The 19,062-nt window shown below is 71.4% G+C and carries 15 protein-coding genes; 5 read left to right on the top strand and 10 right to left on the bottom strand.

The features are described from left to right. Positions 1-103: 103 nt before the first annotated feature. Positions 104-808 (top strand): hypothetical protein, encoded by a 705-nt coding sequence (locus AB0B76_RS26945; protein WP_360380463.1) that lies wholly within the window; start codon positions 104-106, stop codon positions 806-808. A gap of 85 nt (positions 809-893) precedes the next feature. Here AB0B76_RS26945 and AB0B76_RS26940 read toward each other — a convergent pair whose 3' ends face one another. Continuing rightward, complete coding sequence (locus tag AB0B76_RS26940) at positions 894-2,309, bottom strand: DHA2 family efflux MFS transporter permease subunit (RefSeq protein ID WP_360380460.1); 1,416 nt, start codon at positions 2,307-2,309, stop codon at positions 894-896. A gap of 107 nt (positions 2,310-2,416) precedes the next feature. Between AB0B76_RS26940 and AB0B76_RS26935 the strand changes: the two genes are divergently transcribed. Beyond that, positions 2,417-2,881 carry a MarR family transcriptional regulator gene (locus AB0B76_RS26935; RefSeq protein WP_360380458.1) on the top strand — a complete coding sequence of 155 codons (465 nt, stop codon included), beginning with the start codon at positions 2,417-2,419 and terminating at the stop codon, positions 2,879-2,881. 112 nt (positions 2,882-2,993) lie between these two features. On the opposite strand, the gene AB0B76_RS26930 is transcribed toward AB0B76_RS26935, so the two are convergent. Further along, positions 2,994-3,503 (bottom strand): RICIN domain-containing protein, encoded by a 510-nt coding sequence (locus AB0B76_RS26930; protein ID WP_360380456.1) that lies wholly within the window; start codon positions 3,501-3,503, stop codon positions 2,994-2,996. 288 nt (positions 3,504-3,791) lie between these two features. Between AB0B76_RS26930 and AB0B76_RS26925 the strand changes: the two genes are divergently transcribed. Then, entirely contained in the window at positions 3,792-6,335 is a 2,544-nt protein-coding gene (locus AB0B76_RS26925; RefSeq protein WP_360380453.1) for a BTAD domain-containing putative transcriptional regulator, read from the top strand. A gap of 5 nt (positions 6,336-6,340) precedes the next feature. On the opposite strand, the gene AB0B76_RS26920 is transcribed toward AB0B76_RS26925, so the two are convergent. Then, complete coding sequence (locus AB0B76_RS26920; RefSeq protein ID WP_360380450.1) at positions 6,341-6,793, bottom strand: RICIN domain-containing protein; 453 nt, start codon at positions 6,791-6,793, stop codon at positions 6,341-6,343. A 302-nt stretch (positions 6,794-7,095) separates the two neighbouring features. Between AB0B76_RS26920 and AB0B76_RS26915 the strand changes: the two genes are divergently transcribed. Next, positions 7,096-8,730: a lectin gene (locus AB0B76_RS26915; RefSeq protein WP_360380447.1), complete on the top strand. Its 1,635-nt coding sequence runs from the start codon at positions 7,096-7,098 to the stop codon at positions 8,728-8,730. A 115-nt stretch (positions 8,731-8,845) separates the two neighbouring features. Here the strand turns inward: AB0B76_RS26915 and AB0B76_RS26910 are convergent, their stop codons facing one another. Beyond that, on the bottom strand, positions 8,846-9,418 hold the full coding sequence (locus AB0B76_RS26910) for a TetR/AcrR family transcriptional regulator (protein ID WP_360380444.1): 573 nt from the start codon (positions 9,416-9,418) through the stop codon (positions 8,846-8,848). Between the two features lie 109 nt (positions 9,419-9,527). Between AB0B76_RS26910 and AB0B76_RS26905 the strand changes: the two genes are divergently transcribed. Beyond that, on the top strand, positions 9,528-11,051 hold the full coding sequence (locus AB0B76_RS26905) for an MFS transporter (protein WP_360380441.1): 1,524 nt from the start codon (positions 9,528-9,530) through the stop codon (positions 11,049-11,051). Between the two features lie 55 nt (positions 11,052-11,106). Here AB0B76_RS26905 and AB0B76_RS26900 read toward each other — a convergent pair whose 3' ends face one another. The 6 genes from AB0B76_RS26900 to AB0B76_RS26875 all read right to left on the bottom strand — a co-directional run bounded on the left by AB0B76_RS26900 (position 11,107) and on the right by AB0B76_RS26875 (position 19,057). After that, positions 11,107-13,365 carry a tetratricopeptide repeat protein gene (locus tag AB0B76_RS26900; RefSeq protein ID WP_360380438.1) on the bottom strand — a complete coding sequence of 753 codons (2,259 nt, stop codon included), beginning with the start codon at positions 13,363-13,365 and terminating at the stop codon, positions 11,107-11,109. Positions 13,366-13,820: 455 nt separating this feature from the next. Next, on the bottom strand, positions 13,821-14,261 hold the full coding sequence (locus AB0B76_RS26895) for a hypothetical protein (RefSeq protein ID WP_360380435.1): 441 nt from the start codon (positions 14,259-14,261) through the stop codon (positions 13,821-13,823). Between the two features lie 88 nt (positions 14,262-14,349). Next, positions 14,350-15,585 (bottom strand): ABC transporter substrate-binding protein, encoded by a 1,236-nt coding sequence (locus AB0B76_RS26890; protein WP_360380432.1) that lies wholly within the window; start codon positions 15,583-15,585, stop codon positions 14,350-14,352. Next, positions 15,476-16,624, bottom strand: coding sequence for a branched-chain amino acid ABC transporter permease (locus AB0B76_RS26885; RefSeq protein ID WP_360380429.1), 1,149 nt, complete (start codon positions 16,622-16,624; stop codon positions 15,476-15,478). The genes AB0B76_RS26890 and AB0B76_RS26885 overlap by 110 nt, the downstream gene beginning before the upstream one ends. After that, the gene (locus AB0B76_RS26880) at positions 16,617-17,507 is read right to left on the bottom strand and encodes a branched-chain amino acid ABC transporter permease (RefSeq protein ID WP_360380427.1); all 891 of its coding nucleotides are present in this window, start codon (positions 17,505-17,507) and stop codon (positions 16,617-16,619) included. The genes AB0B76_RS26885 and AB0B76_RS26880 overlap by 8 nt, the downstream gene beginning before the upstream one ends. Continuing rightward, the gene (locus AB0B76_RS26875; protein WP_360380424.1) at positions 17,504-19,057 is read right to left on the bottom strand and encodes an ATP-binding cassette domain-containing protein; all 1,554 of its coding nucleotides are present in this window, start codon (positions 19,055-19,057) and stop codon (positions 17,504-17,506) included. Before AB0B76_RS26875 ends, AB0B76_RS26880 begins: the two co-directional genes overlap by 4 nt. Between the last annotated feature and the right edge of the window lie 5 nt (positions 19,058-19,062).

The raw sequence follows: 19,062 nt of genomic DNA, 5'->3' as shown, positions 1-19,062 counted from the left end.
GCGCGCGGGCCCCGGACATGGTCCGTGAGTGCACACATCGGGCTCATTGTGCAAGCTTCACGGGGCGTCCTACGCTGAAGATCCGCAGGGACGGAGTCGCCGCATGGCCGTTGTTCTGGACACCACCGACCTGCCGTGGCGCGAGCGGGCGGACGCGCTGTGTGCGGCGCTGTCCACCGCCGGTGCGCGGGCGACCGTATCGGCGCCACCCGGCTCGCGCTGCCGCATCAGCAACTGGGCCCTGGCGCCCGGCGCGGCCCTGCTGCACACGGTGACCGACGGGCACCGGATGTCGAGGACCGGCCGGCACCAGCGCTCCGACGATCCGGAGCAGATATCGCTCGGACTGCCGCGTTCCGGATCGGTACGCCTGGAGCACCGCGACACCGCGCGCAGCGACCGCCTCGGCGAGCTGCAGCTGGTCGACCTGACCTCACCGTACGCGTTCTTCGTCGACGGCCACTCCACGAACCAGGCGGTGATCCTCGACTACCGCTACCTCGGTCTCAGCGTGGACGCGGTGCGCTCGGCGATTCCCCGGCTGGAGTCCAGCCCGCTGTACCCGATGGCCCGGCAGCACCTGCGCGACCTCCCGGCGGTGGTCGACGCTCTGACGCCCGGCCCGGCTCTGTCCATGCTCGGGTCGGCCACCACGGACCTGGTCCGCGCCCTGATCGCCTCGGTCGCCACGCGGCAGGACACGTCGACGGCCGACGCCGTCAACCGGACCCTCTTCTTCCGGATGACCGAGTGGCAGCAGATCAACGCCGTGCAAGGCGACCACGAACCCCGGGCGGCGAAGGGCTAGGTTCCGCCGGCCGGTCGGGCGTCGAGCGGCCGGGAGCCGGCGGCGCGGGACGCCGCGCCGCCGGCCGGACCGGAAGGGCCTCGGATCAGCGGGCCGGCGGGCGCCGGAGCACCCGCGTCAGTACCGCCGCCGGCAGCAACGCCAGCACGGTGGCCGCGAACAGGAACCACAGGCCCGCGTGGAAGGCGGTCACCGGCGCGTGGTGTGCGGCCAGGCCCCGGCTGACCACGACGACGCAGAGCGCGGTGCCGATCGAACCGCCGACGCGCTGCACGGCGTTGAGCTGCGGTGTCGCGTCGGCCAGCTGGTCGGGTGAGATCGCGCCGTAGGCGGCGGCCGCCGCGGGCATGAGGCTGAAGCCCAGGCCGACTCCGAGCAGGACGATCACGGCCTCGACCGCGACCAGGCTGGTGTGCGCGCCCATCAGCGCCAGCGGCACGATGCTGATCGCGGTGATCGACAGCCCGGCCAGGCTGACGATGCCGCCGCCGAACCGGTCGGTCAGGCGGCCGGCCAACGGCATCGTGATGGCCGCGCCGACGCCCTGGCCGATCATGAGCAGGCCGGTTGCCACCGTGCTCTGGCCCCGCTGGATCTCGAAGTACAGCGGCATCAGTACAAGCACGCCGAACAGCGCGCCACCGCCGAAGAAGCCGACCGCCAACGCGGCGCTGAAGCCCCGGTTGCGCCACAGGTGCAGGTTGAGCAGCGGGGCCGGGATCCGCAGCGCCCGCACCGCGAACACGGTCAGTGCCAGCGCCCCGCCGGCCAGGCCGCCGATCGCACCGGCCGAGTCCAGGCCGGCCCGCTGGCTGGCGTCGATGACGCCGTAGGTGAACAGGGACAGACCGGCGCCGGACAGCACCACGCCGATCAGATCCAGCCGGCCGGTGCCGGCCGGCGGCTGCCGCGGGATCCGGCGCAGCCCGGCGATCAGGCCGACCGCTCCGATCGGCAGGTTGATCGCGAACAGCCAGCGCCAGGACACGTTGATGAGCAGCCCGCCCAGCACCGGCCCGACTACCGGGGCGAGCACCACGGCGATGCCGACCGTGCTCATCACCCGCCCCATCCGCGCCGGACCGGCGGCGCGCCCGAGGATGATCTGCCCGGCCGGCACCAGTACGCCGCCCGCCACGCCCTGCAGGATCCGCAGCACGATCAGCTCGCTCATGTTCCCCGCGAGCACGCAGGCGCCGGAGATCAGGGTGAAGCTCGCCAGCGCCGCCAGCCATACCGGCCGGGCTCCTACCCGCCGGGTCAGCCAGCCGGTCACCGGCATGGCCGCGGCGAGCGCCAGCAGGTAGCCGCTGGCCACCCACTGCGTGGTGGCGAGCGGCGCATCCAGGCTGTGCGCCATCCGATCCAGCCCGACGTTGACCACGGAGGTGTCCAAAGTGGACATGAAGGCGCCGAACACGATCACGACGGCCAGCCGCCAGACGGCGGCCGGAATCGGGGGCGGGGTGGTGACCGCCGTGGGGGTCTCGACCTGTGACATCAGTCCTCCGGCATCGAGCGCGAACCGCAGGTGTTCATTGCGGGCAGCGCCAATAGTAGGAGTCACCAATGATTAACTCAACCCGCGGTTTCGACTATCGTGGTGGGATGCCCATGGAGCCCAGGTCGATCGACGAGGTCCCGGCGCGGCTGCGGCAATGGCCGACGTGGCTGCTCGGCCGGGTGCACGGCGACGCCAAGCGGATGATCGCGCCCCGGCTCGCCGAGCGGGGGCTGAACCTGCACCATTACGCCGTGCTGGCGTGCATCGCGGAGTTCGCGCCACTGTCGCAGCAGCAGGTCTGCGAACGGCTGGGCGTGGATCGCGCGGACATGGTGACGGTCGTCGACCATCTCCAGGCGCAGGAACTGGTCTCGCGCACCCGGGACGCCACCGACCGGCGTCGTTACATCCTGGCCGTCACGCCGCGGGGCCGGGACGAGCTGGCCGAGGCGGACGAGATCGTGGCCGAGGTGACGGCTGAGTTCTTCGCCCCGCTGACCGCGGACGAGGTGGCGACGCTGACCAGCCTGGCCCACCGGGTGCTGGCCGGCGGTACGGGTCTCGGGTGAGCCGCCCGCGCCGTACGTCGCCGGTGCGGACCGGCCCACCCGATGCCGGTTGCCTGTCGCCTGACTTCCGTGAGCCGATCCACGCCGTGGGCCGGCTACGGTTGCGCCGCCGTCAGGAGGTCGTGCGCCAGAACCATCTCTGGCTGGCCAGCCCGTCGCTGCACGCGTTCAGCCCGACCAGCGTGCGCGCATCGTAGGAGCGCAGGTCCAGGCACATCCGGCCGTTGCTGCCCGCGCTGACAATCTTGTTGGCGCTGATGGTCCAGCGCTGGCTGGCCAGGGACGAGTTGCAGTAGTTCAGGATGACATTCGAGCCGGTGGCGTAGGAGCGCAGGTCCCAGCACTGGCTGTAGCCGCTGGAGGCGGAGCTGACCAGGCACATCGAGTTCGGCTGCGAGCAGTTCCACCACCATTCCTGGCTGAGGGCGGCTCGATTGCAGCCGAACAGGCCGACAGGAGTTCCGGGCGCGTTCGAGCCGATGTCGAGGCACTCCGCCCAGAGTGTCGCCACCGGGGTCATGTTGGTGTTGCCCGCGGCCGCCCGGGCCGGCGCGGCCGCGAACGTCAGTGTCGCCGCCACCGCGATGAGCGCGACCCCGGCCCGGATGAGTATTCGTGACATTCGTCGAGTTCGAGGGGACATGCCCCGGGACAGTAGGGCGGCGGACTTTCATGATCCTGTCACGCGTCTGTCAAGCCCGTACGCATCGACACAGTACGTAACGCCGGCGTCTATGCTTGACCACCGTGCGGTTCAGGGTGCTCGGCCCGTGGGAGGCCGGCGACGTGCTCGTGCCGCCGGGGCGGCTGCGCATCCTGCTGGTCGCGCTGCTGCTCTCCGCCGGACGGCCGGTGACGATCGAGGCGCTCGCCGAGCGGCTGTGGCCCGAGGGCGAGCCCGCCAGCGTGCGTGGCACCGTGCACCTACGTCACCCGGCTGCGACGGCTTCTCGGCCGCGACCTGATCCAGACCGCGGCCGCGCGCGGCGGCTACCAGCTCGATGTCCCGCTCGACGACTTCGACCTGCACCGGTTCCGCGAGCTGATGCGCCGGTCCCGCGACGGCGCCGGACATGACGAGGAGCTCCGGCTGCTGCGTGCGGCCCTGGCACTGTGGCGGGGCCGGCCGTTCACCGGCGTCGAGTCGGTCTGGCTGGATCGCGAGATCATTCCCCGCCTCGACGAGGAGTGGTTCGCCGCCACCGAGCGCCGCATCGACCTCGAGCTCGACGCCGGGCCCCCCGACCGGCTGGTCGCCGAGCTGCGCGGCCTCGCCGACGGCCACCCGACCCGCGAGTCGCTGTGGCACCGGCTCATCGTCGCCCTGCACCGGTCGGGCCGGCGGGCCGAGGCCCTGGACGCGTACACCCGGATTCGCACGACCCTGCGGGAGGGGTTCGGCATCGATCCGGGCGCGGAGCTGCAGCACCTGCACCGCTCGATCTTGCAGGAGCCGGCCGCGACACCGACGGCCGAGGGCCCGCGGCCCCGGCAGCTTCCGCACGACATCGCCCGCTTCAGCGGGCGGAAAGCCGAGCTGGCCGAGCTGGACCGGCTGTGCGGGACCGACCAGAGCCCCACCGCCATCGTCGCCCTCGACGGCGCGCCCGGCACCGGCAAGACGACCCTGGCCGTGCACTGGGCACACCGCGTCGCCGAGCGATACCCCGACGCGCAGCTCTACCTCAACCTCAACGGCTACGGCCCGGGCGAGCCGGTCACCCCGGCGGCCGCGCTGGCCACGCTGCTGCGAGGGCTGTGGGTGGCCGGCGACCTCATCCCGCCCGGGGTCGAGGAGCGGGCCGCCCTGCTGCGCACGACCCTCGCCGGCCGGCGGGTCCTGCTCGTGCTGGACAACGCCCGCGACGCCGATCAGGTGCGCGCGCTGCTGCCCGGCTCCGGCGGCCTTGTGATCGTCACCAGCCGCAGCCAGCTGCGCGGGCTGTCCATCCGGGACGGGGCGCACCGCGTGACCCTGCACCGGCTGTCGGCGGGCGAGTCGGCCGGGCTGCTCTCGGCCGCGATCCCGGCCGACCGGCTGGCCGCCGAGCCCGGCGCCGCCGCCCGGCTCATCGAGCTGTGCGCCGGGCTGCCACTGGCACTGGCCATCGTCGCCGAACGCGCGCACCGGGCCGGCAGTCTCGCCGAGGTGGTACACGCCCTGCAGGACGAGAAGGCCCGGCTGGACAACTTCGGGGCCGGCGAGGGCGACCCGCACACGGACCTGCGGGCCGCGCTGTCGTGGTCGTACCAGGCGCTCGGCCCGGACGCGGCGGCGATGCTCGACCGGCTCGGCCGGCACCCGGCCGGCACCATCGGGCTGGAGTCCGCCGCGGCCCTGGCCGACCGGCCGCCGGCCGAGGCCAAGCGCGCCCTCGACCAGCTCGTGGCGGCGCACATGGTGCAGCAGCCGCGACCTGACCGCTACGAGCTGCACGACCTGATCCGCCTGTACGCCGCCGAACGGCCCGGCGACGAAGCGGCGACGACCCGGCTGCTGGAGTGGTACCTGCACACCGCGGTCAGCGCGGACACGACCCTGATGCCCAACCGCCTGCGCGACTTTCTCGTCCCCTACATGCCCCGTACGGCGCCGCGGACCTTCGCTGACCAGGCCGCGGCGATGGCGTGGTTCGAGGAGGAGTACGACGGACTGCGGGCCGTCGTGGTGTGGGCGGCGGCGCACGGCCGGCCCGGGTACGCCTGGCGCATCGCGATCGCGATGACGACGTTCCTCGACCGGCGGATTCCATGGCGCGACGGCGTCGAGTTCATCGAGGCGGCGGTGCGGGCCGCCGAGCTCGCGGAGGAGCGGGCCGGGGTGGGGTACACCCGGAACTCCCTCGGCTGCATCCTGCTGGACCGCCGAGACTTCGCACGGGCCGAGGACTGCTTCGCCCGGGCGCTGGTCCGCTTCCGCTCGATGGGCAACCGTTACGGCGAGGCGATGGCGCTGGGCAACCTGGGCCTGACGCGCATCAGCGTCGGCGACCCGGCGTACGGGCGCGAGCTGTGCCGGGCCGCGCAGGAGATGTGCGAGCGGGACGGGTACCGCCGTGGGGTGGCGCTGAACCTCGACAACCTCGGCATGGCCAACGTCGCCCTCGGCGAGTACGACCGGGCCGTCGAGTGCCACCGCCGGGCCGCCGAGCTGTTCCACGAGCTGGGCGAGACCGAGATCGGCGCCTGGAACGAGCAGAACCTCGGCCGGGCCTACGCCGCCGCCGGCCGCTACGCCGAGTCGGTCCGCTCGCTGCGGCTGGCCGCGGCCACGCTGAGCCGGCTCGGCCACCTCCGCCAGGAGGCCAACCTGCTCGTCGACCTGGGCGACACGCTGCTCGCCGCGGGCCATCCGAAGATGGCCCGCGGCTGCTGGCGAACCGCCCTGGAGGCGATGCGCGAGCTATCTGACCCGCGGGTTCCGGCGCTGGAGGCGGCGATCGCGGGGGTCTGAGCCCGTCACCACACCTTCCACTGCTGGTACGTCATCCCGTTGCACCCGACGTCCCGCACGCCGTACTCGCTGACGTCCAGGCAATGGTGGGTGTACTGGTTCAGCAGCTCGTACCAGCCGTTGCCCCAGCCGTTGACCTTCCATTTCTGGTAGGCCAGGTCGTTGCAGCCCCAGCCGCGCACGCCGTACTCGCTGTCGTCGAGGCACATGGTGGTGTACTCGTTCATGAACCGGACGGTGCCGTCGGCGTAGTACCGCATGTGCCAGCGCTGGCGGGCGTCCATCGGGTTGCAGTCCCGTTCGACGTACACCACCCGAGCCGTGCCCGACGACAGGCACCCGGTGTTCCAGCGGGTCTCCCACTGCTGCACCGTGTCGGCGTGCGCCGCCGGCGCGAATACCGTCACGCTCACCATGACCGCCGCGGCGACCATCGCCGCGATTCTTCCCAATCGCACGCTGTGCTTCCTCCCGTGTACCGGTGAATCGGATCACTGACGGGAGGGACGTTGCCAAATCAAGCTTTCAGGACGCTTTCACCGCCCTGACCCGGTCACTCCGGACCCGCATCCGACTTCCCTCGAGGCTCAGATCCGATCAATTAGGCCGGTGGATACCTTAAAAGGTCTTTATTTCTTGATTCGGTACCGAATCATCGGATGAAAAAGTTGACAAGACGCATCGACGTCGGTGACATTCGGAGGCAATCGACCCAGCAGGTGCGATCGGCGCGCTCCTGTACCGCGCCGAAAGGAACCTCATGAGTCTCACTCGACGTCAGGTGCTCGCGTCCGGGCTCGCCGCCACGGGCCTGGGCGCGGCCGGCTACCTCTCCGTGGGCACCGCCGAAGCGGCCAGCGCCCCCGGTGACGTGGTCGGCAAGATCGCCGTCGGCTACCAGGGCTGGTTCGCCTGCCCGGGCGACGGTGCGCCGATCAACCAGTGGTGGCACTGGAGCCGCAACGGCGGCCAGGCCCCGTCGGCGAGCAACACCACGATCGTGTCGTGGCCGGACATGCGGGAGTTCACCAAGGGGTACCCGACGGCCTACGCCAACCTGGGCAACGGCCAGCCGGCCCGGCTGTTCTCCTCCTACGACCAGCAGACGGTCGACACGCATTTCAGGTGGATGCAGCAGTACGGCGTCGACACCGCCGCGCTGCAGCGGTTCAACCCGTTCGGGGGCGAGGGCCCGACCCGCGACGCGATGACCGCGAAGGTCCGCCAGGCGGCCGAGGCGACCGGGCGGAAGTTCTACATCATGTACGACGTCACCGGCTGGACGAACATGCAGTCGGAGCTCAAGACCGACTGGTCGGCGAAGATGTCGGCCTACACGTCCTCGCCCGCCTACGCCCGCCAGAACGGCAAGCCGGTGGTGTGCATCTGGGGCTTCGGCTTCAGCGACGCCGGCCGCCCGTTCACCCCGGCGCCGTGCCTCGACGTCATCAACTGGTTCAAGGCGCAGGGCTGCTACGTCATCGGCGGCGTGCCGACGTGGTGGCGCACCGGCGTGAACGACTCCCGCCCGGGCTTCCTGGACGTCTACCACGCGTTCAACATGATCTCGCCCTGGATGGTCGGCCGGACCGGCGACATCGCGGGCCTGGACTCGTACTACAACAACGCCAACGTCGGCGACCAGGCCGACTGCAACGCCCGCGGCATCGACTACCAGCCGTGCGTCATGCCCGGCGACCTGTCCGCCGGCGCCCGCGCCCACGGCGACTTCTACTGGCACCACATCTACAACATGACCCGGCTCGGCGCCCAGGGCCTCTACGTGTCCATGTTCGACGAGTTCAACGAGGGCAACCAGATCGCCAAGACGGCCGAGAACGCCTCGATGCAGCCGGCCGACTTCGGCCACCCGGCCCTCGACGCCGACGGCGTGGCCTGCTCCTCGGACTACTACCTGCGCATCACCGCCGACGGCGGCCGCATGTTCAAGGGCCAGACCCCGCTGACCGCGGTGCGTCCGACCCAGCCGGTGGTGGCGGCCCCGACCGGTGTGGTCTCGCTGCGCGCCCGGGCGAACAACCTCTTCGTCTCGGCCCGCGACGCCGGCGCCTCCTCCCTGCTGGCCAACGCGGCCACGGCCCAGTCGTGGGAGCAGTTCGACCGCATCGACCTCGGCGGCGGCAACATCGCGCTGCGGGCCCGGATCAACGGCCGGTACGTCTGCGCGGAGAACGCGGGCGCGGCCGCGCTCATCGCCAGCCGCACCGCGGTCGGACCGTGGGAGACGTTCAAGGTGATCCAGAACGCCAACGGCACCGTCAGCCTCCAGGCCGCCGCCGACGGCCGGTACGTGTGCGCGGAGAACGCGGGCGCCGCCCCGCTCATCGCCAACCGCACGGCGATCGGCCAGTGGGAGCAGTTCGACCTCCTGTGACCCGGCCGGGGCGCGCCTCGCCGATGCCGGGGTCCGCGCCGCGCTCCAGGTAGCCGGCGGCGGTCAGCTCGGCGACCGACCCGACCCCGGCGAGGGTGGGCGGGGTGCGCCTTCTTCAGAGGTCGATGAGCGGGCCTTCCTGCCGGCTGAGGGCGAGGAGCAGCTGCCGGGACTGTTCCATCTCCTCCGGATCGGTGCCGCCCTCGGACAGCCCGGCGATGGACGCGCCGTCGGCCGCCCGGACGATCAGCAGGACGCGCTGCGGGTGCAGGCCGTCGGCTTCGAAGGCCTCGACCCACTGCTGGGTGTCTCGGCGCAGTACCTGGGCGACGCCGGGTGCGGTGGCGAGTGTGGCGACGAGGACGGCGTGCTCGGAGGCGGCGGAGCCGTCGAGCAGGTCGTCGAAGGTGGCGTTGACGTAGCCGCGCACCAGCCGGCCGGGCGCGTTGTCGCGGGGGTCGACGGCGGCGTGCACCGCGGCCCGGAACTGCTCGGCGAGGTCTTCGGCCAGGGCGAGCAGCAGTTGCTCGCGCGACTTGAAGTGGTGCAGGAGCCCGCCCTTGGAGACCCCGGCGGCCTGGGCGATCGCGTCGACGCTGGCCCCGGAGCCGCGCTTGCCGACGACTTCCGTGGCGGCGTCGAGGACGACCCTGCGCGTCCTGGCAGTGTCCCGCTCCCGACCCTGCACCCGTACCCCCTGATGGCATCGTCCGACGGCTGTTGCGCGTCCGAGCTCACAGTGTACGAACTGACCATATGGTTTGCACTGCCGACCACATGGTCGGTAACGTCGAGGCATGACGACGTGCATGCCTGCTCCGGTCGAGGTGCCGGTGATCGCCAAGGCCGGGGCCCGGGAGTGGGCGGCCCTGGCCGCACTCGCCCTGGCGGTGACGCTGCTGGCGGTGGACGCGACAGTGCTGGCGTTGGCGCTGCCCGCGCTCACCGCCGAGCTGGCCCCCAGCTCGACGCAGGTGTTGTGGATCGGCGACGCCTACTCCTTCGCGCTGGCCGGCCTGCTCATCAGCATGGGCACGCTGGCCGACCGGATCGGGCGCAAGCGTCTGCTGCTGGCCGGCACCGCCGTCTTCGGTGCCGCCTCGCTACTGGCGGCTCTGGCGCCGACCGCGGGCTGGCTGATCGCCACCCGGGCGCTGCTCGGGGTGGCCGGAGCCACCGTCATGCCGTCGACGCTGTCGATCGTGCGCAACATCTTCACCGATCCGAAGCAGCGCACCCGTGCGGTCGCGGTGTGGTCGGCCGGCGCCTCCGGCGGCGCGGCGCTGGGCCCGCTGGTGGGCGGCGTCCTGCTCGAGCACTTCTGGTGGGGGTCGGTCTTCGTCATCAACCTGCCGATCATGCTGCTGGTCCTCGTCAGCGTCGCGCTGGTGGTGCCCGAGTCCCGCAACCCGAATCCGGGACGGTTCGACCTGGCCAGCGCGGCGCTGTCGGTCGCCGCGATCGTGCCGCTGGTGTGGGCGGTCAAACAGGCGGCCAGTACCGGCATCGACGCCGCCGGCCTGCTCGCCGTCGCCGGCAGCATCGTCGCCGCGGTGGTCTTCGTGCGCCGGCAGCGCACCCTGCGGACGCCGCTGGTCGACGTCACGCTCTTCGCCAGCCGGGCGTTCACCGGCACGGTGCTCGCGTCGATGGTCGCCGTGTTCGCCTTCAGCGGCCTGCTGTTCTTCTTCTCGCAGTACCTGCAGCTCGTCCGCGGTTACTCGCCTCTGCAGGCCGGGTTCCGGGAACTTCCGGGCACCGTCGCCTCGATCGCGGTGGTCGTCGTGGCCGTGCGTGTCATCACCCGCCTCGGTGTCGGCAACGCCCTGGGTGCGTCGTTGCTGTTCACCGCGGCCGGTTTCGGCCTGCTCGCCGTGGCCGAAGGGTCTCGGGGGTACGTCGGCCTGGCGCTGGCCCTGGTGGTGATCGGCCTCGGCGTCGGTATCGCGTACACCGCCGCCACCGACGCCATCCTCAGCGCCGTGCCCGGCGAACGGGCCGGGGCCGCCTCGGCGATCTCCGAAATGTCCTACGAACTCGGTGTGGCGCTGGGCATCGCGCTGCTCGGCACCCTGCACACCGTCTTCTACCGCGGCCGCCTGCCGGACCTGAGCGGCCTGCCGGAGCCGGGCCGCCGGGCCGTCACCGAGTCACTGGCGGCCGGCACGCACGCCCTGACCGGAGCCGGGCCGCAGGCCCAGATTCTCGCCGGCGCCCGGGACGCCTTCGCGCACAGCATGCAGCTCACGTCGATCATCGCCGCGGTGCTGCTGCTCGTCTCGGCCGCCATCGCGTGGAAGGTCGTACCGTCCAGCCGGTGACGCCGTCCCGGTCTGAGCGGCCGCGCTCCTGAGCGTCGCCGGAGGGCTCCGCCGCTCAGAACGTGAAGTGCCGGAGGGTCTTGAGGTCAAGCCAGTCGTCGCCGAGCGGGTTTGGCACGCCGTTCGGCGACGGCGGTGCGTATCCGTTCGGCCAGGTTGTTGCGAAGACGAGTGTGGAGATCGCTGCGGTGAGCCATGGAACGTAAGGTCCGGTGAGCATCACTGCGGATGTGCCCTCGAAGTACAACGTCAGTGACCAGTTGTCGTCCATCGGCTCCATCGACACGAGGTGGGCCAAAAACCAGGAGCTCCACTCCGAGCCGATCTTCAGCAGTACACGCCGGTTCGTCAAGGCGATCGACACTGGACCGAGCGGGCGCCACTGCGCCTCCGCGAATGCTTGTGCTTTCCGTCGAACGTCCTCCGCCAGCACGTCCGCCAACGCCATCGTGAGATTGCCCCACCGAAGGCCATCGATCGCCATCCCGTACGTCGAATATTCGATCGCCCGGGAGTGGAACGCATGCGCGAATGCGTAGAGCGCACCGTATTGCACCTCGTCCGGGCCGCAGGCGATGGTCGGCGGTGCGGGAGTCAGATGCTGACCGGCTGCGAGCCTGCCGATCTGCGCCGTCGCCATCCGCCAGCCGTCGGCGCACTCGTCGCGGATGTCGCGATCACCCCGAGCGGCGTGCGGCGCCCTACTCTTCAAGGAGGCCAGGTTGTCGGTGGCTACCGCGAGCGCGTACCCCACGGTGCCGGTTGGTTGTTGCCGATCCACCACCTGCTCCAGCCGGTGAATTGCACCTTCGAGGTCGCCGGTCGCCGCTTCCCAGATCGCAAGGTAGGCCGCGACCTCCAACGCGTCGTGGTCATCGGTTCCCTTGATTCGCCGGTAGTCGCTCAGCAGTCGCTCGAAGGCGCGCCGAGCGCCGTGGGCGTCGCCCGACCACCCGCGCCACTCGGCCTGGAAGGTGCGTATCTTCAAGGTGTCCAAATGGTCCGGGCTCAAGAGTCGTGTGCGCACGCTGACCAGCGCTTCAGCGAGCTCCACCGCACGTGCCGGGTTTCCGGCCAGGGCTTGCGCGTAGGCGAGGTTGCCACATATGACCTGAGCGATGGCATCGTCGGATCCGACGCGTTGCAGGCATCGCCGCAATTGCAGCTCGAGCGTGTCCGCGACATTGCCGAACCCGGCCGAGACGCCCCGCCAGAATGCGAGGTTCGCGTCCACGGTCAGTGCCAGGCCCGGGTCGGCGGCGACTGTTCCGGCCGCTTCCTGCGACAAGCGGGTCAGGAGCTCGATCGCACCGCCGACGTCGCCGGCCCGGCCCTTCCAGTGCGCCAGATTGTTCTTCGCGGCAAGCGTGCGCACGTCGTCCTGGCCCAATGCCTGCAGGCACTCGTCGGCAAAGATTTCGCAGATGCGGACGGAATGGGCGGCACCGTCGACGTCCTCCTCGGATCGTCCACTCCAGTATCCGAGGTTGACGCACAACGCCAAGGCATCACCGGCATCGATCGGCGCCTCGTCGTCGAGTTCAAGCAGTGCCGTCAGAAACTCGACCGCCTTGCTGGCCTGGCCGGTGGTGCCGATGCTGTGGGCGGCTCGAAACAGGACCGGATGAGCCGGCTCCAGCCACCTGCGCGCCACGGCGCGCAGCACGACGGCGCAGCCTTGCGATGCCTGGACGCGGCTCCAATCCACATCGAAGGCGGGCCACGTGGCGAGCAGAGCGTCCGCCGCGGCTGTGGCGGAGGAAGGTTGACGCGTGGTCGGCGTGGCCTCGCGGACCGCCCGCTGGACGAGCGAGTGCACCCGGATCATGCGCGCGTCGCGGTCGAAGTTGGCGAGACTGAGCCGATGCAGGGCATGCAAGGCGTCGAGGATGTCGTCGCGGCTTGGGCGACCATGGCGACCTCCGCGGCGGTCGGCCAGATACGCGGCCAGGCTGGGGGCGGCGAAGATCTCCAGCGGCATCCCGTTCGGCTCCAGCAGGGAAGCCACTTCGAGTAACGGCCTGGCCAAGCCCGCCGGGCGCAGACGGTCGGCCAGTTCGATGGAGATGGACCAGGTCACGGCGATCGTGTACTGATACTCATCCGGCAGTGCACTCGACTCCGGGACGAGGTCGGCGAGGCGTCGCCGCTCGTCAGCGAACCGCACGCGGTACTCTGCGCAGGTAAGCTCCCGGTCCAGCAGAAATGCGGCGGCCTGTGCGAGCGCGAGGGGCAGGTACCCGAGATCGGACGCGAGGTCGTCGGCGCCGTCCATCAGCCACGGAGTTCCGGCCAGCTTCTGGCGCAGGTACATGCGCGCATCGTCCAACGTGAACAGCCCGACGGGGACGATTCTTCGACCGGGACTCGGCCGTGACCCACACCAGCAGGTCCACCTCACCGTCTCGCCAGACGCGATGCGCCAACGCGGCGGCAAGCTGCGTCTTGCCCGTTCCGCCCATGCCGGTCAGTACCTGGCAGGACGGATTTTCCGGCGCGATGCCGGCGGTGGCCGCGGCGTGCAGATCGAGGTCGGGCGTGCGCTGCTGCCAACAGTCGGCCAGCGGCGGGACCGCGCCGACCCGATGCGGCCAACCGGCTCGAGCCTGGGCCATGATGACGTTGTACTGAGTGTTGTTGTCGCCGACCTGAACGCCTTGCGCACCGGCCCCGACAGCAACCGACTCGACGGGCGGATCCTCGTCCACGTATCAACCCTCACTGAGACCCCGTGTATGGCGGCGCGGATGGACGGAATGGCATTGGCCGCTAACGGGGGCCGTCGCCGGTCGGCAGCGGGAAGCCCGGCGGCCACGGCCGTGCGAACTGCAGCGTGCTGATCACCACCGTGAGCCACGGCACCCACGGGCCGCGCAGCCGCACGGATGCGCTGTTCTCGAAGGCGAGCTCCAGTGCCGACGTCTGTACGTCCGGGGTCAGCGAGACCAGGGTGTCCAGCGGGTACGCCTGCCACTGCCGCTCGCCGTCCCGGATCAGCAGCCGCCGGCTGGTGATCGCGCACGGAACGACCCCGACCGACCTCCACTGAGCCGCCGCCTCCCGCTCGGCCCGGCGGTGCATGCTCGCATCACGGATCGCCTCGGCCGCCCTGCCGGTGCCGGCGAAAAGCGGCCCGTCGCTGCGGTGGTGGTCGCCGGCGGTGTACTCGACCGTGACGTCGTTCGTTGTGTCACCGGCTGTGACGAGCAACGGCGGGAGCTGGCCCGCACTCTCCGGGTCGCCCGGCCCGGCCTGAACAGGCCGGGCCGTGTGGAATTGATTGACTTCGGCTCGGCCGTTACGTGGCGTCGGCCCCTCGGTACGGGCCCTTCTCCAGGGTCAGGCCGCCCGGGGCGTCGCCGGCTTTCATGAGGTACGACTCGTAGGTCGGCGGCGCGCCCGCGGTGGTGTAGTCCAGCACCGGGGCCAGCCCGCCGGTGTCGACCTTGGCCAGCGACTGCCGGGCCTTCACCAGCCCCTGCCGGGTCAGGTCGTGCGCCGCGCACGCGCGCTCCAGCAGCTGCCGCATGACGTCGGCGCGCGCCCATCCGTACGAGATCTGCAGCGTCGGGTTGGTGCCGGCGAACTTCTTGAGGTACTTGTCCAGGATCGCCTTCGAGGCCGCCTGGTCGAACGGCGAGACCGGCTGGGCGCCGAGGAAGTGGGCCTTCAGGTAGGCGCCGCCGGGCGTCTTCAACGTGCCGGGGGCGAACGTCTGCGTATTGCCCAGCAACGGGACCTGCATGCCCTGGGCCGAGGCCACGGCGGCCGCGGAGGCGAGCGGCCCGCTGCTGGTGGACATGACGATGGCCTTGACGCCCTGCGCTTTCATCGTGGTGACGTGGGCGGTCATGTCGGTGTCGGTGGGCTTGATCTTCGCCTCGACCAGCTTGAGGTTGTGCGCGGCGGCGACCTTCTTGGAGCCGATGAGGCCGCTCTCGCCGAGCTCGCCCTCGAAGTAGATGTGGCCGATCGCGTCGCCGGTGGTGAGCTGCTTCTGGTCGAGCAGGTAGTCGAGCAGGTTCACCACCTCGAGGTCGGTGGTCGCGCCGACGACCGTCATGAGCGGGTTCTTCAGCAGGACCGGCGCCCAGCTGGCCGGCAGGGTGACGATGCCGTCCTTCTGGATGTCGGCCGAGAGCGCCGCGTTCATGGGCGAGCCGAGGATCTGTTCGAAGGCCAGGTTCTTGGTCTTCATGCTCGCGTAGAGCGAGACCGAGTTCTGCACGTTGTATCCGTGGTCGCGGACGTCGAGGTCGACCTGGTAGCGGCCGTCGCAGACTCCGCCCGCGGCGTTGCGCTCCTCCCAGTACAACTTCTCGGCATTTGTCAGTTCCGTGGCCAGCGGTGCGAACTGCCCGGTCAGGTCGGTGAGCACACCGAGGCTGATCCGGTTGCCGGTGACGCCGAGGTCGGTCTTGAGGTCACCGGTCGAGCCGGAGCTCGCCTGGTTGGCCTTCCCGCTGCACGCGCTCAGGGCCAGGCTGAGCGTCGCCGCTACGGCGACCGCCAGCAGGCGGCTGGTGCTGTTCATGAGGACTCCTGGGGGGTGTCTGACGGAAGTGGAGGCGCTTGGTTCCGGTCGCGCGGACGAGCACCACCGCGATGACGGCGATGCCGAACGTGTACCGGGCGGCGTGGCCGGCGGTGATGCCACCGCTGCCCGGCTGGGCAAGGAAGGGCAGGTCGGACGCGTACTCCTGCAGCAGGACGGGCAGTGCGGTGACCACGGCGGCACCGAAGACCGCGCCACCGATGGAGCCGAGCCCGCCGATCACGACCATCACGAGGTACAGCACCGAGACGTCCAGGGCGAAGGACTGGGGCGCGATGCTGCCGATCGCGACGGCGTTGAGGACACCGGCGAGGCCGGCGTACATGGACGAGATCACGAACGCGAGGGCCTTGTACGACTGGACATGGATGCCGACCGCCGCGGCCGCCGGCTCGCTGTCGCGCACGAGCACGAGCGCCCGCCCGACGCGACCGGCGACGAGGTTGCGTGCGTACACCGCGGCCAGTACGAGAGTGGCGCCGCCGACGTACCAGAGCTTCTCGTACTCGCCGAACGGCACGTCGGCGACGACGGTGACGGTGTCGCCGACGAGATCGGGGGTGAGCCGTCCGTTGAACCCGCCCGTGAGCGGCTCCGCGACGTTGAGGACGTGCTCACCGAGGAACACCAGCGCGATGCTGGCGATACCGAGATAGATGTGGCGCAGCCGGGCGGCGATCGGGGAGAACGCGAGCCCGGCCAGGCCGGCCAGCACCACCCCGGCCAGTGCGGCGACCGGTGTGGGCAGGCCGAGGCCGGCCAGGTCGCCGCCGGCGGGCGCAGCGAGGACGCAGTACGTGACCGCGCCGACGCCGAGGAAGAATCCGTGCGCGAGCGACAGCTGACCGGCCGTGCCGGTGAGCAGCGTCAGCCCGATGGCGCCGACGCCGGCCGCCGCCACCGTGACACCCAGCTGGAGCCAGAACTCGTCCAGGTAGTACGGCGCGACGAGGACCACGAGCCCGATGACCGACCACGCGGCGACGGCGCGGCCGGCGTGCGCGCCCGGCCTAGACACGGGACGCCGCCCGGGTGCCGAAGAGCCCCGCCGGCCGGAGCAGCAGGACCACGATCATCACCAGGTACGGCACGACCTGGTCGAAGCCCCGTCCGAGCACGGCCAGCTCGTCCTGGTAGCCGGCCGCGAGCGACTCGGTGACGCCGACGACGAGGCCGCCGACGAGCGCGCCGGTGGTCGAGTCGAGCCCGCCGAGGATGGCGGCGGGCAGCGCCCGCAACGCGATGACGCCGACAGCCGGCGTCAGCCCGGGGGTCGGGGACCCGGCCAGGAAGATCCCGGCGACGGCGGCCAGGGCCCCGGCGAGCAGCCAGCTCACCGTGACGACGCGCCGCAGCCGGACGCCGACCAGTGCCGCGGCTTCCTGGTCCTCGGCCGCCGCCCGCATCGCGGCGCCCCAGTCGGTCAGGCGGAACGCGAGCAGGAACAGCGTGATGATGACGGCGGCGACGCCGAGGGCGATGATGCGGTTGGCCGGTACCGCGACATCACCGATCCGAACGGCCGAGCCGCCCCACGGATGGCCGAGCACGATGATGTCCGGCCCCATCCGCCGGTTCAGTTCGGTGGCGAGGAGGATGTCCACCCCGATGGTCATGATGGCGAGCTCGACCGGTGCGGCGTCGCGCATCGGATGGGCGAGCAGCCGCTGTACCAGCAGGGCCCCGCCGGCCGCGGCGAGCACGCCGAGGCCGGCGGCGATCGGGAACCCGAGCGGCTCCCAGGTTCGCGCGGTCACGTAGGCGCCGAGGAGCAGCAGCGAACCGTGCGCGAAGTTCACCACCCCGGCGGCCTTGTACAACAGCACCAGGCCCAGCGCGACGAGCGCGTAGATCGCGCCGGTGGACAGCCCGGTGACGAGCATCGACAGCAGCTGGGTCATGCCGGGACCCCCAGGTACGCGCGCAGCACGTCGGGGTCGTCCTGGATCTCCGCCGGGGTACCGTCGGCGATGCATCGGCCGAAGTCCAGGACGGTGATCCGGTCGGCCAGGCGCATGACCATCGGCATGTCGTGCTCGACGAGGACGACCGTGACGCCGGCCTCGTCCCGCACCCGGCGGATCAGCTCGGCGACGGTCCCGGTCTCGGTCGCGTTGAGCCCGGCGACCGGCTCGTCGATCAGCATCAGCCGCGGCTCGGCGCACATCGCCCGGGCCAGGTCGACCCGCTTCCGGTCGCCGTAGGACAGGTGCGCCACCGGTCGCGCGAGCAGGCCGGCAAGGCCGAAGCGCTCGGCCACGGCCTCGGCCCGCGCCCGCTCGCGCCGCTCCTCCCGGCGCGCGCCGGGCAGCCGCAACCCGGTGCGCACCGGACCGGCGGTCATGCGTTGATGGCAGCCGAGCAGCAGGCTCTGCAGGACCGTCTGCCGGCTGGACAACGCCACGTTCTGGAACGACCGGGCGATGCCGAGGCGGGCGATGGCGTGCGGCGGCATGCCGGTCAGGTCGTGCCCATCGAACCGGATGTCGCCCGCCGCCGGCCGGTACAGCCCGGACAACACGTTGAGCATCGTCGACTTGCCGGCGCCGTTGGGTCCGATGACGGCGTGGATGGTCCCCGCCGCGACGCTCATCCCGACATCGGCCAGCGCGGCGACCGCGCCGAACCGGACCGTCACGTTCCGGACCACCAGCTGCGGCGCGGACGCCGGCGGCGGTGTCGCCGGCGGCGAGGCCGGTGCGGGACCCGGATCGGCCGCGGTGGTCGCCGTGGAGCCGCCGAGGTAGAGCCGGCGTACCTCGGGGTTCTCGCGGAGTCGCTCGCCCGGGCCGTCGAGCGACACCTGCCCGAGCTCCAGCACGTATGCGTGCTGCGCGATCGTCAGGGCGATGGCCGCGTTCTGTTCGACGAGCAGCACCGCGACCCCGCCGGCGTTGAGCTGTCGTACGGCGGCCATGACGCGCGCGGCGGCCTGCGGGGACAGCCCGAGCGTCGGCTCGTCGAGCAGGAGCAGCCGCGGTACCGCTGCCACGGCCCGTCCGATCGCGAGCATCTGCTGCTCGCCGCCGGACAGCAGCAGGCCGCGCTGCCGGCGGCGTTCCGCGAGCTCGGGAAAGGTGTCGTACACGTGCTGGAGGACGCCCCGGTCCCGGCGGCCGCCCGCGGCGGCGGCGGCCAGGCGCAGGTTCTCCTCGACCGTCAGCGTGCCGAAAATCCGCCGGCCCTCCGGGACCTGGACGATGCCGAGCCGGAACGGGCCTTCGGGGCCGCGGCCGGGCAACGGCTTGCCATCGAGGCGGATGTGCCCGCCGGTGATCCGGCCCTGATGCCGTCGCAGGTTCTGGCTCACCGCGCGCAGCAGCGTGGTCTTGCCGGCGCCGTTGCTGCCGACGAGCGCGACGATGCCGCGCTCCGGCACGGTCAGGCTGACGCCCCGCAGGGCGGCGATGGTGCCCTGGTACGCGATGCTCAGGTCGCGGATGTCCAGCATGGCAG

This window comes from Dactylosporangium sp. NPDC049140 (assembly GCF_040648435.1).
The sequence above is the reverse complement of the archived record's forward strand: the minus strand, read 5'-3'. Positions and strand labels throughout refer to the sequence as shown.

Excerpts from the sequence above, each read along its gene's own strand:
- AB0B76_RS26935 (WP_360380458.1), top strand. The coding sequence starts at position 2,417 with ATGCCCATGGAGCCCAGGTCGATCGACGAGGTCCCGGCGCGGCTGCGG.
- AB0B76_RS26890 (WP_360380432.1), bottom strand. The coding sequence starts at position 15,585 with ATGAACAGCACCAGCCGCCTGCTGGCGGTCGCCGTAGCGGCGACGCTC.
- AB0B76_RS26940 (WP_360380460.1), bottom strand. The coding sequence starts at position 2,309 with ATGTCACAGGTCGAGACCCCCACGGCGGTCACCACCCCGCCCCCGATT.
- AB0B76_RS26930 (WP_360380456.1), bottom strand. The coding sequence starts at position 3,503 with ATGTCACGAATACTCATCCGGGCCGGGGTCGCGCTCATCGCGGTGGCG.
- AB0B76_RS26875 (WP_360380424.1), bottom strand. The coding sequence starts at position 19,057 with ATGCTGGACATCCGCGACCTGAGCATCGCGTACCAGGGCACCATCGCC.
- AB0B76_RS26945 (WP_360380463.1), top strand. The coding sequence starts at position 104 with ATGGCCGTTGTTCTGGACACCACCGACCTGCCGTGGCGCGAGCGGGCG.
- AB0B76_RS26900 (WP_360380438.1), bottom strand. The coding sequence starts at position 13,365 with ATGTACCTGCGCCAGAAGCTGGCCGGAACTCCGTGGCTGATGGACGGC.
- AB0B76_RS26880 (WP_360380427.1), bottom strand. The coding sequence starts at position 17,507 with ATGACCCAGCTGCTGTCGATGCTCGTCACCGGGCTGTCCACCGGCGCG.
- AB0B76_RS26905 (WP_360380441.1), top strand. The coding sequence starts at position 9,528 with ATGACGACGTGCATGCCTGCTCCGGTCGAGGTGCCGGTGATCGCCAAG.
- AB0B76_RS26915 (WP_360380447.1), top strand. The coding sequence starts at position 7,096 with ATGAGTCTCACTCGACGTCAGGTGCTCGCGTCCGGGCTCGCCGCCACG.